Source organism: Clostridium intestinale (assembly GCF_035905475.1).
Classification (GTDB): Bacteria; Bacillota; Clostridia; order Clostridiales; family Clostridiaceae; genus Clostridium_T; species Clostridium_T intestinale.
The window spans coordinates 219,867-233,573 of record NZ_CP121166.1; the positions used below are offsets into that span (position 1 = coordinate 219,867).

A 13,707-nucleotide genomic window follows, 5' to 3' on the forward strand; every position below is an offset into this window, starting at 1 on the left:
ACTATGGTAAATATATGGTATAATAACATTATATACTAAAAAATAGAAATAAAAAAGGATGCTAATTTATGAGTAGATATGTAAAAGAGGGATTTGAAGAGTTAAAGGATAAGATATTAATTATTATTTGTATACCTCTGTTCGTAGATATATTAGGTTTGATATTATATGGAAAAATATTTAATGAAAAGTTTGAAAGTAATATAAACTTAATTAATTTTAAATTTGGTGTTATAGGAGTACCACCTTCTGCATCATATCTAATTGATGGATTTCCAAGTGAACTTGGTATATATTTATCAACTACTTTAAACACAGAGTTTCTTCTTACATATCTCATTTTTATACTCATAATGGCATTTATAATAAGTGGATACGGAAGTTTGTTGGTTAATTCTCAAAAGGCATCTATAAAAATGTTTTTTAAAGATGGATTTAAAAATTGGAATAAATTTTTTATAGTTTATTTTCCTAATTATATTATTGGGATATTATATACGATTGAAAGTCCATATAAGTGGTTAGCATTAGTAGTATCTTTTATATATAATATAGTTATATTTTACATAGTGCCAGTCCTTATACTAGATTATGAAAATATAGCTAAAAGCTATTCTAAATCTTTTAGAATGTTAATCAATAATTTAAGCAAAACCATAGGGTTGTTATTTGAAATGAGTGCATGCTTTTTAGTATTAAACATACCCGTATCAATTTTGGTGAATAGTTTTGGATACATAGGAGTATATATTTCAATAATTCCAATAATAACATTAGGAGTAATATCAAATAAAAGTTTTATTAAGATATATGAATTGCACAAGGGGGATATAAATGATAACTAAACTTAAAAGAATATTTGGCATATTAGGTGAATTTGAGAAGGGCAGACTTAAGGTTGAACGTATAGGTTTCTTCAAAGCTTTAGGGGTATTAGTTATTTGGCAGCTATTTGCAATGGTACCTGAGCTTATTTCAACAGGAATTTATGCAATAAAAAAAGAATACTACATGATACCTGTAAGTTTTATACTTCAATTTATATGTAATTTATTTTTTGTATATATAATTTTTAGAATTTTTACTCTGCCTAATACAGAAGAAGTAAGGAAGAAGGCAGTTAAAACAAAGAAAATGATACTTTTTAGTATTTTAATATTATTTGGATATAGAATTTTTTACGTTGGAACATTAGAGCATATAATGAATATACTTCCTATGCCACAGTTTATAGAAGACATATTTAATATGCTACAAATAGATGATATTCAAGCCTGGGGATTTTTACTTAGCAGCATATTTATAGCGCCTATAGTTGAAGAGGTTGTATGTAGAGGGATAATATTTAATGGTCTTAGAAAGCGTTACTCAGACCTATGGGCCATATTAATATCCTCATTTTTATTTGGGTTTATACACCTAAACTTACAACAAGGAATTAATGCTTTTATTATTGGTGTATTGTTCTCGTGGGTGTATGTTAAAACAAATTCACTATATCTTTGCATAGCGCTTCATGCTTTTAATAATTTCATTATAAATCCTATGTATTATGTAATAGGTGAAGATGCAAAGGGAGTTATTGTATCAATAATATTTGCTGTCTTTGGATTACTAATATCAGTTATAGGTATTAGATATTTTATAAAAGAAACAGAGAAAATGAAAGAAGAAGATTCCATAGAAATAATTGAATTTTAGATAAATCAAAAATCTTGTTATTTTAGCAAGATTTTTTTTGTTTGTAACCTTAGTTACCGAAAATATCTTTTATACCCTCTATAATAAAATTGTCGATAGGGACAAGTGATTAAGAAAAAAGAATAATTTATATAAATGGAGGAGTTTTAAAAGATGAGTATGTTTTGTTATCAATGTCAAGAAACAGCAGGATGCAGCGGATGTACAGTAAGAGGAGTTTGTGGTAAATCACCAGAACTTGCAGGTCTACAAGATCTACTAATATATACTACTAGAGGTTTATCAGAAATTACTACAAAAGCTAGAGAACAAGGGATAGAAGTATCTCAAGATGTAAATCATTATATAACAATTAACTTATTTACAACAATTACAAATGCTAACTTTGATAATGAAGTATTTTATGGCAGAGTTAGAGAAACTCTTAAGATAAAAAATGAATTATTAGCTAAATTAGCTAACAAAGAAGGTTTATCAGAAGCAGCACTATGGACAGCTGAAACTAACGAAGAGTTTGAAGCAAAAGCTCCTAGCATAGGTGTACTAGCAACTGAAAATGAAGATGTAAGAAGTTTAAGAGAACTTGTAACTTACGGATTAAAAGGTATGTCAGCATACATGAAACATGCTAACGCATTAAACTACAATAATGAAGAAATAGATGCTTTCCTACAAAAAGCCTTAAGCAAAACTTTAGATGATAGCTTAACAGCAGATGAGTTAGTAGCTTTAACTTTAGAAACTGGTAAAGTTGGAGTAGATGCAATGGCATTATTAGATGGTGCTAATACTGGAACTTATGGACATCCAGAATTAACAAAAGTTAATATAGGAGTTGGAACTAATCCTGGAATATTAATTTCTGGACATGATTTAAAAGATATAGAAGAATTATTAAAACAAACAGAAGGAACTGGAGTAGATGTTTATACTCACTCAGAAATGCTACCAGCTCACTACTACCCAGCATTCAAGAAGTATTCACACTTTGTAGGAAACTACGGAAATGCATGGTGGAAACAAAATACAGAATTTGAAAGCTTTAATGGACCAATCCTTATGACAACAAACTGTATAGTACCTCCAAAAGCTTCATACAAAGATAGATTATTTACAACTGGTGCTTCTGGATTTGAAGGATGTAAACACATAGAACCAGGTAAAGATGGAGCAGCTAAAGATTTCTCAGAAATAATTGAATTAGCTAAAAAATGTGCAGCACCAACAGAAATAGAAACTGGAGAAATAATTGGTGGATTTGCACATAACCAAGTATTTGCATTAGCAGATAAGGTTGTAGATGCAGTTAAATCAGGAGCTATAAAGAAATTCTTCGTAATGGCAGGTTGTGATGGAAGAGCTAAGTCAAGAAATTACTACACTGACTTTGCAAAAGCAATTCCAAGTGACACAGTAATCCTAACAGCTGGTTGTGCTAAATACAAATACAATAAGTTAGATTTAGGTGATATCGGAGGAATTCCAAGAGTATTAGATGCAGGTCAATGTAACGATTCTTACTCATTAGCATTAATCGCTCTAAAATTAAAAGAAGTATTTGAACTTGAAGATATAAATGAATTACCAATAGCATTCAACATTGCTTGGTATGAGCAAAAAGCTGTAATAGTATTATTAAGCTTATTATACTTAGGAGTGAAGAACATTCACTTAGGACCAACATTACCAGCATTCCTTTCTCCAAATGTAGCTAAAGTTTTAGTTGAAAACTTTGGAATCGGTGGAATAACAAACGTTGAAGATGATGTTAAAATGTTCATGGAAATGTAATTAATATAGAAGGAGCTATCGTAAGGTAGCTCTTTCTTTTATTTTATAGAAAAGCTAAACAGGCTAAAGATTAGGTTAAAATAAGATAAGGCCCAAGATAAGGTGCAAGACAGGGCCCAAGATGAGGCCTAAGAAGAAGCTAAAAGGAATTTGATGGAGCTGCACTACTGTTTTGTAGAGACTGTCATTTAGTCTCGCTAGATTCCTTTAAGAAGAAGCTCCTACAGTGCAGAAGCTAAAAGGAATCTAATGGAGCTGAGAAGAGCTCCTACAGTGCAGAAGTTAATAGGAATTTAATGAGACTTGGGAAGAAGTCTCTACAGTATAGCAGTGCAGAAATTCAGAAAATCAGAAACATAGAAATTTAGAAAATCAGAAATTTAGAAACGTACAAAATTAGAAAATTAGAAAATTAGAAAGATATTGAAAAGAAGAACCCCTATCATGTAGTGAAATTTAAAACAGGCTGAGTCTCCTTAATAATGAGTTATCATAAAGGAGGCACAGCCTATTTTATTAATAAATTTAATTCGGCTCTGAAGTCCAATTTTCAATATTATCATTAATATTAAAAACTAGTTTTTTATTTCTTATAAAGATTTTGTTCTCATCAGGATATATGGCAACATCATCTTTATCTCTGTTGCCTACATCGAGTATTTGTAGTATTTCAGAACTGTTATTAATAAATTGATGAGCAATATTTTTACCAGCGGGTTTTGAAATTACATCACCTGTTTTTACTGGAATTTCTTCTTCGTTTATTCTTAATAAACCTTTTCCACTCATTATAAGGAAGAATTCTTCTTGTCTTGAATGAGAATGATACATTGTGCTTTTTCCACCTGGTTTTACAAAATCTATATTTACATAAATCTTTTCGCTGCCAAGAGCATCACCTATTAATAGAGATTTCATTTTAGATTCAAAATTAGGGTCATCAATGTACTCATCAGGTATAGTATTGATATTAGATATTTTATACAAATTTACTCCTCCTATTATAAGCAATTTAGTTTTGAATAGGTTTTACATATACTAAATTTATTATATCATAGGAGGAGATTAAAAATATTTAAGTTATTTCTCCTTAACAGGTATCCAAACTTCACTTATATAATCTTCTGATTTAATGTCGCCTTCAGTGTAATATTCTATAGCAAAGGTTGGGATTAATTCATAGGAGGATTGAGGAAGCCATTCGCTATATACTCTTTTCCATAAATCTTGTATTGAGTTTGGCATTGCTCCCACACATTTAAAAACAGCCCAATCATAGCTTGGAACTTCAAGAATTTCAAAACCTTCTGGAATTTCGGAAGATTCATTGTAGAATTCTCCAATACCATACTTAAACTTCGTATCTCCAATATTTTCTTGTATACTTATACCTATTTCACCACATACAACCTTACCTAAGCCAGCTTTAAAATATTCATCCCAAAATAACGGAATATCAATTAGATTACTATCCATGTTGAATTTTTTTGACTTTATAACTAGCTTAAAAACATCTTTTTTGATTATTTTATAATCCATAACACTACCACCTATCAATTGAATTTTTATTATGAGACGATTAAAGGATTTTAGATTTTCACCTTTTCTTTTTGCTTGGTTAGGAGTTATTCCATGAAATCTTTTAAAAGCTTTTGAGAAACTTTCAGGTGTTTCATATCCATACTTTAATGCAATATCTATAATTTTTACATCTTCCTTAATTAATTCTTGGCCGGCTAAAGAAAGACGTCTATTGCGAATATATTCTCCTATTGTTAAGTCTGTTAAAAGGTTAAAGGTTCGTTGAAAATGAAATGATGAGATACAAACATGGGCTGCAATTTTGCTGCAGTCTATGTCTTCAGATAAGTTTTCTTCGATATAATCAATTGCATTATTTAAAGTTTGTATCCATTCCATTTAATCATCTCCTTGAAATAATCATATCATGAGGTATAATTGCAATCCTGTTTTTAAGTGCTTAGTTTTGTCCAGAATAATATCTAATTTTCAGATTTTAGTGTGAAGTTTTCTTCTTTATCATTCCATTTTACAGTGAAGTTAATTTGATCTGTATTTTTAAGAGGTAGACCAGTTCCACCACTAATGCCAAGTGGTTCAGCATAACCTTCATTATTTAGTGTTGCACCATTAGAACTGCCTTTTTGACTACCAGCGTCATACTCAAATGTAAGTTCATCAATGTTATTTATATCAGAGTTTTTATATTTAAGGGAAGGATAGATATTTTTATAACTATCATAATGAGAAACTCCATTTTCGTCCTCAAACCAATTTTCATAATATTTTACTTTAAAAGTTCCTTCCCAGTTTTCACTTTCACCAGTAAAATTTAGTATTTTTCCATCATTTAGATATTTAAAAACTGTGTCATCTATTAAGTTTAGGGTTTTAAGTAAACCATTAATTTCATCTTCTGCTTCAGGTGTTTTTAAAGTTTTGTATACTAAAAAAGAATTATTTGCTTTATAAGAAATATACTTAAGAGAAGGTATATAATCATTCTTAATATCTTTATCTACTATATTTTGACGTATTACAAAGGAATCAAAAATATATATTAAAAGTTTATCTGATGTATTATCTACATTATAAACAGTTGGTTTAATTCCACCTATATAATCTTCATCATCTATTGGTGAATTATCTTTACTTAATATTATACCTTGATCCTTAAAAGTTTTAACTATAGATTTTGAAGTTAAAAGTTTATTCTTAGAGTTTTCTCCTATTTTGTATCCAATTGTTCCGATAGCTATAAAAATAATTAATACTATAGCCACAACAGCTATACTCCACTTCTTAAGCCTTTTTATAAGTTGCTTAAATGTATTAGGATTAGGGAGAGTATCTTCAAAACTTCCTATTTCTATTTCTTCTTTTGAATACTCTTGGAGTAAGGAGTTACAGTCCTCACACTCATCTAAGTGAGTTTCAATTATTTCTTTTGTTTCATAACTTACATCATCTTCGATATATAGAGGGAGTAAATCTTCAATTAAATTACAAGGAATTTTATTCATTTATATTACCTCCTTCACTATAGATTTTTTTAAAAGCCACTCTTCCACGGTGTATATTTACTTTTACCCAAGACAGAGAGTGGTTAGTTATTGCAGCTATTTCTTCATAGGAAATGCCTTGCCAGTCCCTAAGCCAAAGCACTTCACGCTGATTTTTTGGTATTTGTTTTAGACAATTTTCAATCATCTCATATTGTTCTTTTTTGTTATATTCATCTTCAGGTGTACTTTTGTCAGGAATGTTATAAACTTCTTCACTAATAGAACTTGTCTTTAGGTTTGCTTTTTTATAATGTTGGCTGAAGACATTTCTAGCAATTTTATATATCCAAGTAGATACATGAGAATCACCTCTAAATCTGTGAAAAGATCTTACAATCTGAAAAAAAGTTTCCTGAGTAAGCTCCTCAGCCAAATGGAAATCTAAAGTTAATCCATACAAATATTTAAAAATAAACTTCTCATAAGATTCATAAAGCTCCCTTACCCTCTCCAAAAAATCACCCCCTAAACATATAGTGGAAAAGTCCGGGAAAAAGTTACACACCTTGTTGCTGTAGAGGCCGTTCCTCAGGCCTCATTAAATTCATTCTAATCTTAATTCTGTAGTGAACCACGCAGTGGTCACATTAGATTCCTTTTTAGATCATTCCTGTAGGAGCTTCTTCTCAAGCTCCATTAGATTCCTTTTAGCCATAATCATGTAGAAGTCTCGCAGAGACTTCATTAAATTCCTTTTAATTAATCCTGTAAAAGTACGAATATACTTGTCCAAATTCACTAATTAACCCATTTCAGCTATCTCTATTTTTCTATAAATTGAACCATACCTGCACCATAATTGTCAGTTGGTCTTGTCCAAAAACCAAATTTTTTATAAAACTCTTCTTTACCTTTAACAGACATCAAACCAACAACAGCTTCATTACAGGCATTTTCGTATATGTAGTTCATTATTTTTTCCATGATTGAAGCTCCAATCCCCTTTCTTTGGTGATCAGGATGAATTATCACATCTTGTATATAAAAGCAGGTGCTATTATCACCAACAACGCGTGCAGTACCTACTACATCTCCATTCAAAAGAATACAAACACCGTATAAGGAGTTATCCAAGCCTAGCTTTAGAGAATTTTCATTAATTTCTCCCCATCCAACTAAAGTTCTTAATTGATTTAATTCATTTACTGCAGGAAGTTTTTCTATTAATTGATAGTTTTTCATATTTACATCCCCTTTATTTAAAAGTAATAGATTATTTAAGAAATTATAGCATAAATAATTACAAATAGGAGGAAGATTATTGGGCTAGAAGCGTTTATCAGATTAAAGAAATTCAGTAGAACTTGACATAAAGAGCTAAATATAGGTGGATGAATACTTCTTTTTCCTATGGAGAACTATACTTAATAAAGGAAGTGAAGAGAATGAAATTATTAATATCTATGATTATTGCTTTCAATTTAATAACTAATAATAGTACATTAACTGAACCTAACACTACTAAATTTTCTAATCTCATAGATGTATACATATTAGCCTATGATACTATGCTTACAGGAATTAATGAACCTATATTGGATTACATTATATTATATTAGATATGGAGTCGATATACTTTAAGTATATTACTTATTAAGATAGACAGAAAGCTATACAATATTTTCAAAAGTACAATAAGCCAGTTTTAAATGCTTCAGTGGTTACTTTGCAACAAATTGGTTTAGCAGATTCTGTAGGAGAGCTTAAAATAAATGCTCACTTGTTAATGCTAACAAAAGTTGATTCAGTATCTTTAGGAAATTTAGTTATAGGGGGATACAAGTGGTTTAGTCCTAATTCATATACTCATTTTAGAGTAGGTATAGAAAAAGTAAATAATAAATGGAAAGTTACAAAGGTTGATATACTTAAATAATTTATCAGAAGAAAAATTTTATACATATTTAACTAATAAGCAAAACTAAAAAGCTACTATTAGATTTTTAGTTTTGCTTTATTTTTTTATTGGACTAGTCAATTCTTTAGGAATATATATAGATATATTCTTTTCTATATAGCTATATAACTATATATAGTGTTTATGCGGCTTTACAGGGTTTTATCAATAAAGGTGAACACTACATGGATAGGGTGAATACTATGTAGTGAGTAGTAATAATAATATTGATAAAGGTTGTGATAAGCAATAGTATCTTAAAGGAAGCTATAAGAGAGTAATTTCCTCGGCTGAAAGAAATTATTAGTGAAATTTAAGGGAATGCAGCTTTGAACTCTAAGCAGAAATTTTAGTAAGCAAAAGCAGGAGTGCCTGTTATAGCACTAGAGCATTAATGTGCTTTAAATGGAGATAAACTTATCACTTGATAGGTTTAAGAAGAGTGGAATCGTGGACTTACTGCCTCTTTAAGGTAGGAGGTCTTTTTTTATTTATTTATTAATGAATAACTGTGTCTAGAGAAGAGGCACAAGGTAAATTTTAATTTTATAGGAGGAAATCATATGAAAAAAGATTCTTTAGTTATACATGGGGGAGAGCCAATAGATAAATTTACTGGAGCTGTTAATGTTCCTGTATATCTATCATCAACTTTTAAACAACCAGAGTTTGGAGTTAGTTTGGGATATGAATATGCAAGAACCAATAACCCTACAAGAGAAGCTTTAGAAAAGTTAATTGCAGATTTAGAAGGTGGTAGTAGAGGATTTGGATTTTCTTCTGGTATGGCCGCCATATCAACCATCTTAAATCTTTTTAAATCAGGAGATAAAATACTTATAAATAATAATGTGTATGGAGGAACTTTTAGAGTAATAAGTAAGGTGTTTTCTAACTATAACCTAAATTATGATATTATAGAGGACTTTAATGAACTTGATTTTTCTACAGTAAGTGAGGAGGTTAAAGGAATATTTATTGAGACTCCCACAAATCCATTATTATCAATAACTGATATAGAAAAAATCTCAGAAGAAGCCCATAAGAAAAATATTTTAGTTATAGTAGATAATACCTTTATGAGTCCATATTTTCAAAATCCATTAAACCTAGGAGCAGATATAGTAATTCATTCAGCCACTAAGTATTTGGCAGGACATTCTGATATTGTAGCTGGACTTGCAGTTGTAAAAGATAAGGAGTTGGGTGAAAAAATAGGTTTTTTACAAAATGCTATTGGAGCTATATTATCTCCCTTTGATTCTTATATGTTAATAAGAGGAGTTAAAACCTTAAGCGTAAGATTAGAAAAACATGAGGAGAATGCTAAAAAAATATCTAGGTATTTAAATAATCATGAACTAATTGAAAAAGTTTATTATCCTGGACTAAAAGAACACTTAAATCATGAAATTCAAAAAAAACAGGCTAGTGGGTTTGGTGGAATAATTTCCTTTAAATTAAAAGAAGGTTGTGATTTTAAAAAGTTTATAAACTCATTAAACTTAATAACTTTTGGAGAAAGTTTAGGAGGAGTTGAGTCCCTTTTATGTCATCCAGCAACAATGACTCACGCATCGCTGCCTAAGGATCTAAGGGATAGGATTGGCATTGATGAAAGACTACTGAGACTTTCTGTTGGAATAGAAAATTCGGAAGATTTGATAGAGGAAATAGCAAGAGCTTTAATTATTAGCAAAGGAGAGGATTAATTTGAAATATGCTAATGGAATTAGAGAGTTAATTGGAAATACTCCTATTATAAAGCTGAATAACTTTGAGGTGAAAAGTGGGATAAATATATTTGGAAAATTAGAAGGACAAAATCCAGGAGGAAGTTGCAAAGATAGAATTGGCTTGTATATGGTAGAAAAAGCAGAAAGGCAAGGTAACTTAAAAAAAGGATCAACTATAATAGAAGCAACTGCAGGTAATACAGGGATAGGGATAGCCTTGGCAAGTTTAAATAAAGGTTATAGAGTTATATTTGTTATTCCTGAAAAGTTTTCTACAGAAAAGCAAACTTTATTAAAGGCATTAGGAGCAGAACTTATAATAACACCTAAAGAAAAGGGAATGATGGGGGCTTGTGATAAGGCAGAGGAGCTTTTAAAAACTATTCCAGATAGTATATCACTAAAGCAGTTTGAAAATGATGCTAATCCCTTGGCCCATTATGAAACTACGGGAAAAGAGATATACGAACAATTAGACGGGGAAATTGATTATATTGTTGCAGGTGCTGGAAGTGGAGGAACTATTACAGGAGTTTTAAAATATTTAAAGGAACGTAATTCTAAGATAAAAGGTGTACTTGGTGATCCATATGGGTCTACTATTGGTGGAGGAATTGAAGGCTGTTATAAAATAGAAGGGATAGGCAATAACTTTATACCTAAGACTATGGACTTAAGCTATATAGATATAGTAAAAAAGGTTAAGGATGAGGAAGCTTTTTATTATGTTAAAGAACTTGCTAGAAGAGAGGGGATTGTGGTTGGCTCCTCATCTGGTGCAGCAATGGCAGCTGCTATGGCTTTAAGTAAAGATATAGATAGTGGAAATATAGTTGTTATTTTCCCAGATAGAGGTGATAGATATTTTTCTAAAAATATATTTGATTAGATAATAAGTACTAGATTTACTAGAATATATGAAAAACTGTTGAAGGTAAAAGACTCAACAGTTTTTTTAATTTATATTTTCTCAGACAAACTAATTAAGCTTTTTGAAGAAGCATTTAATTCTTCAATAGATGCAGCAATTTGTTCAAGAGTTGCCACTTGATCTTCAAATATTAAGTTTGATTCATTTATATTGCTACTTATGTTATTTATAGATGAGCTGATACTTTTTAATACCTCATCAATTTGTTTTACTGATTCACTTGTTGAGGAAGATAATTTTCTGATTTCAGAGGCAACTACTGTAAATCCTTTTCCAAGTTCACCAGCACGAGCAGCTTCAATGGCAGCATTTATACCTAGCATATTTGTTTGAGTTGATATACCTTGTATAAATTTTAAAATATCATCAGTTTTTTTAGAAGATTCATCTGCTACTTGAACTTTTGTATAAATATCATTATTCATATTTAAAACATTCTGAACACCAGATGATAAGGCGCTGATTGCTTTAGATATCTCACTTAGAGAAATAGTTAGGTTTTGAGATAAGGAAAGTATCTCATTTCTATTAGCCAAACTTCTCCCCATAAGTATAGAACCAACAACTTCATTATATTCATTTTTTATTGGAATTGCATAGGATTTAAATGGAACTCCGTAGACTTCTTTAGGAACAATCTTCACAATTACCTCTCCTGACTTTATGGCATCATAAGCAGCTCCAGAGGATGGAATTTTGTCTCCTTCTTTTATTTTTAAAACTAAAGATTTAGAGTTTTGAACTTTTAGATATTTTTGGGTATCTGTTATACCAAAGGATACATCATCATCAAACATAAAAGGAAAATAGGGAAGAAGATTATAAAAGGAATCAATTATGTAGTTATCAGAAATTGAGTTATGCATATATTAGCCTCCTAAAATTATATGTATTAAAAAACGGGAAGTATAAAATTTACTTCCCGTTTGATTACTTTTAGTAATTTTCATCTAATAATCTAAAATATTTTTGATCATGAAGGCAAGCTGGGCATTTTTCTGGAGCTTTAGTTCCTTCAAATAAGAATCCACAGTTACCGCATTTCCAGATAACAACTTCATCTCTTTCAAAAACTTTATTAGTTTCAATATTCTCTAATAATTTTTTATATCTTTTTTCATGGAAGCTTTCAACCTTAGCTATATTTTCAAAAGCAGCAGCTATTTGTGGGAAACCTTCTTTTCTAGCTGTTTCAGCAGCTTGTGGATAAAGTTCAGTCCATTCTTCATTTTCACCCTCAGCAGCATATTTAAGGTTGTCTATAGTTTCGTCAGAAAGGGCCACTGGATAAGAAGCTGTGATTTCTATAGCTTCATCCTTAAATTCTTCTTTTAAAAATTTGTAGAATCTTTTAGCATGTTCTTTTTCTTGCTCTGCAGTTTCTAAGAATATTTCAGCTACTTGTAAGTATCCTTGTTTCTTAGCAACACTTGAATAATAAGTGTATCTTGTTCTTGCTTGAGATTCACCTGCAAAAGAAGCAAGTAGGTTTTTTGCTGTTTCAGTTCCTCTTAATGATGGCATAAAAATTCCTCCTCTTAAATAAATGGTATATTTTATCACATTAATTATTGTAACATAATAAATGGTAAATTTCAAAGAGCAATTATCTTTTAATAATGCTTCTAAAGACTGCTTTTAGGGTTTCATATTAACCTATTTTATTTTATAATTAGTCTGATATAAAATAAATAAAGGAGTAAAAATGAAAAAGAGATTAAACAAAAGCCAAAAACTAAAAATAACACTGTTTATAATATATTGCATATTTATGATTTATTCCTTTTTTATAAATTTAAATAAGTTAATAAGTATACTTATGTTTATATTATTTAGTGGAATTTATGTACTATATAAGAAAAGAAGAGAAGATAATCTTAAGAATTCTACAATTAAGAAGATAGATAACATGTCAGGTGAGGAGTTTGAAGAGTTTTTACAAGTTGTTTTTAAGAATAAGGGCTATAAAACAATGTTAACACCAATAACAGGAGATTATGGAGCGGATTTATTAGTTAAAAAGAGGGGAGTTAAAACTGTAATTCAAGCTAAAAGATGGAAAAATACAGTTGGTGTGGAAGCTGTACAACAAGTAGTTGCATCAATAAAGTATTACAAAGCAACTGATGCAATGGTTATTACTAATAACTATTATAGCCAAAATGCAATTAATCTTGCAAAAGTTAATAATGTTAGGTTATGGGATAGGGGAGATGTTATAAAATTAATAAAAAATGGAGAGTGTCCTAAATGTGGGGCAGATTTATTAGTAAGAAAAGGACCATATAGTGAGTTTTTAGGATGTACAAATTATCCTAGATGTAAATATACAGAAAAAATTAATTAAGGAGAGAAAAAATGGAAGTGAAAGTTTTTTTAATAGGAAGAACAGAGCCAATAATATATAAAGCTGATAGAATTGATGTTTTAGATTTTGAACTTAATGGAATTAAATATAAGCAGATAAGATGTTTTAAAGGAGGATTTAGCAAAAGTGAACTGTTAAAATCAGAGCTTATTAAAGAAATAAAGTAGTTTATAAGCAAATTTTAGTAAAAAAGTTAC

General features: G+C 29.8%; 16 protein-coding genes. 9 read left to right on the plus strand and 7 right to left on the minus strand.

Features of this window, described 5'->3' with window-relative positions; all coding sequences use genetic code 11:
• Positions 1-68: 68 nt before the first annotated feature.
• The 3 genes from P8F83_RS00980 to hcp all read left to right on the plus strand — a co-directional run bounded on the left by P8F83_RS00980 (position 69) and on the right by hcp (position 3,492).
• The gene (locus P8F83_RS00980; RefSeq protein ID WP_326513062.1) at positions 69-845 is read left to right on the plus strand and encodes a hypothetical protein; all 777 of its coding nucleotides are present in this window, start codon (positions 69-71) and stop codon (positions 843-845) included.
• Positions 835-1,701 carry a CPBP family intramembrane glutamic endopeptidase gene (locus tag P8F83_RS00985; protein ID WP_326513063.1) on the plus strand — a complete coding sequence of 289 codons (867 nt, stop codon included), beginning with the start codon at positions 835-837 and terminating at the stop codon, positions 1,699-1,701. Before P8F83_RS00980 ends, P8F83_RS00985 begins: the two co-directional genes overlap by 11 nt.
• A gap of 159 nt (positions 1,702-1,860) precedes the next feature.
• Positions 1,861-3,492: a hydroxylamine reductase gene (gene hcp / locus P8F83_RS00990; RefSeq protein WP_181603673.1), complete on the plus strand. Its 1,632-nt coding sequence runs from the start codon at positions 1,861-1,863 to the stop codon at positions 3,490-3,492.
• A gap of 525 nt (positions 3,493-4,017) precedes the next feature.
• Here hcp and P8F83_RS00995 read toward each other — a convergent pair.
• The 5 genes from P8F83_RS00995 to P8F83_RS01015 all read right to left on the minus strand — a co-directional run bounded on the left by P8F83_RS00995 (position 4,018) and on the right by P8F83_RS01015 (position 7,760).
• Entirely contained in the window at positions 4,018-4,479 is a 462-nt protein-coding gene (locus P8F83_RS00995; protein WP_326513064.1) for a cupin domain-containing protein, read from the minus strand.
• 93 nt (positions 4,480-4,572) lie between these two features.
• Positions 4,573-5,412 (minus strand): AraC family transcriptional regulator, encoded by an 840-nt coding sequence (locus tag P8F83_RS01000; RefSeq protein ID WP_326513065.1) that lies wholly within the window; start codon positions 5,410-5,412, stop codon positions 4,573-4,575.
• Between the two features lie 83 nt (positions 5,413-5,495).
• A complete protein-coding gene (locus P8F83_RS01005; protein WP_326513066.1) occupies positions 5,496-6,536 on the minus strand; it encodes a zf-HC2 domain-containing protein in 1,041 nt (346 codons plus the stop codon).
• A complete protein-coding gene (locus tag P8F83_RS01010; RefSeq protein ID WP_326513067.1) occupies positions 6,529-7,032 on the minus strand; it encodes an RNA polymerase sigma factor in 504 nt (167 codons plus the stop codon). Before P8F83_RS01010 ends, P8F83_RS01005 begins: the two co-directional genes overlap by 8 nt.
• 308 nt (positions 7,033-7,340) lie before the next feature.
• Positions 7,341-7,760, minus strand: coding sequence for a GNAT family N-acetyltransferase (locus P8F83_RS01015; protein WP_326513068.1), 420 nt, complete (start codon positions 7,758-7,760; stop codon positions 7,341-7,343).
• Positions 7,761-7,963: 203 nt separating this feature from the next.
• On the opposite strand from P8F83_RS01015, the gene P8F83_RS01020 reads away from it, so the two are divergent.
• The 4 genes from P8F83_RS01020 (at position 7,964) to P8F83_RS01035 (ending at position 11,100) form a co-directional block, all read left to right on the plus strand.
• Positions 7,964-8,137: a hypothetical protein gene (locus tag P8F83_RS01020; protein ID WP_326513069.1), complete on the plus strand. Its 174-nt coding sequence runs from the start codon at positions 7,964-7,966 to the stop codon at positions 8,135-8,137.
• Between the two features lie 107 nt (positions 8,138-8,244).
• Complete coding sequence (locus P8F83_RS01025; protein WP_326513070.1) at positions 8,245-8,454, plus strand: hypothetical protein; 210 nt, start codon at positions 8,245-8,247, stop codon at positions 8,452-8,454.
• A 584-nt stretch (positions 8,455-9,038) separates the two neighbouring features.
• Positions 9,039-10,187 (plus strand): trans-sulfuration enzyme family protein, encoded by a 1,149-nt coding sequence (locus P8F83_RS01030; RefSeq protein WP_326513071.1) that lies wholly within the window; start codon positions 9,039-9,041, stop codon positions 10,185-10,187.
• A gap of 1 nt (position 10,188) precedes the next feature.
• Positions 10,189-11,100 carry a PLP-dependent cysteine synthase family protein gene (locus P8F83_RS01035; RefSeq protein ID WP_326513072.1) on the plus strand — a complete coding sequence of 304 codons (912 nt, stop codon included), beginning with the start codon at positions 10,189-10,191 and terminating at the stop codon, positions 11,098-11,100.
• A 71-nt stretch (positions 11,101-11,171) separates the two neighbouring features.
• Here P8F83_RS01035 and P8F83_RS01040 read toward each other — a convergent pair whose 3' ends face one another.
• Together P8F83_RS01040 and rbr are read right to left on the minus strand one after the other, a co-directional pair.
• Complete coding sequence (locus tag P8F83_RS01040; RefSeq protein WP_326513073.1) at positions 11,172-12,008, minus strand: methyl-accepting chemotaxis protein; 837 nt, start codon at positions 12,006-12,008, stop codon at positions 11,172-11,174.
• Between the two features lie 70 nt (positions 12,009-12,078).
• Positions 12,079-12,666 carry a rubrerythrin gene (rbr, locus tag P8F83_RS01045; RefSeq protein ID WP_326513074.1) on the minus strand — a complete coding sequence of 196 codons (588 nt, stop codon included), beginning with the start codon at positions 12,664-12,666 and terminating at the stop codon, positions 12,079-12,081.
• A gap of 181 nt (positions 12,667-12,847) precedes the next feature.
• Between rbr and P8F83_RS01050 the strand changes: the two genes are divergently transcribed.
• Positions 12,848-13,489: a restriction endonuclease gene (locus P8F83_RS01050; protein WP_326513075.1), complete on the plus strand. Its 642-nt coding sequence runs from the start codon at positions 12,848-12,850 to the stop codon at positions 13,487-13,489.
• An 11-nt stretch (positions 13,490-13,500) separates the two neighbouring features.
• On the plus strand, positions 13,501-13,677 hold the full coding sequence (locus P8F83_RS01055) for a hypothetical protein (protein ID WP_326513076.1): 177 nt from the start codon (positions 13,501-13,503) through the stop codon (positions 13,675-13,677).
• Positions 13,678-13,707: the final 30 nt, after the last annotated feature.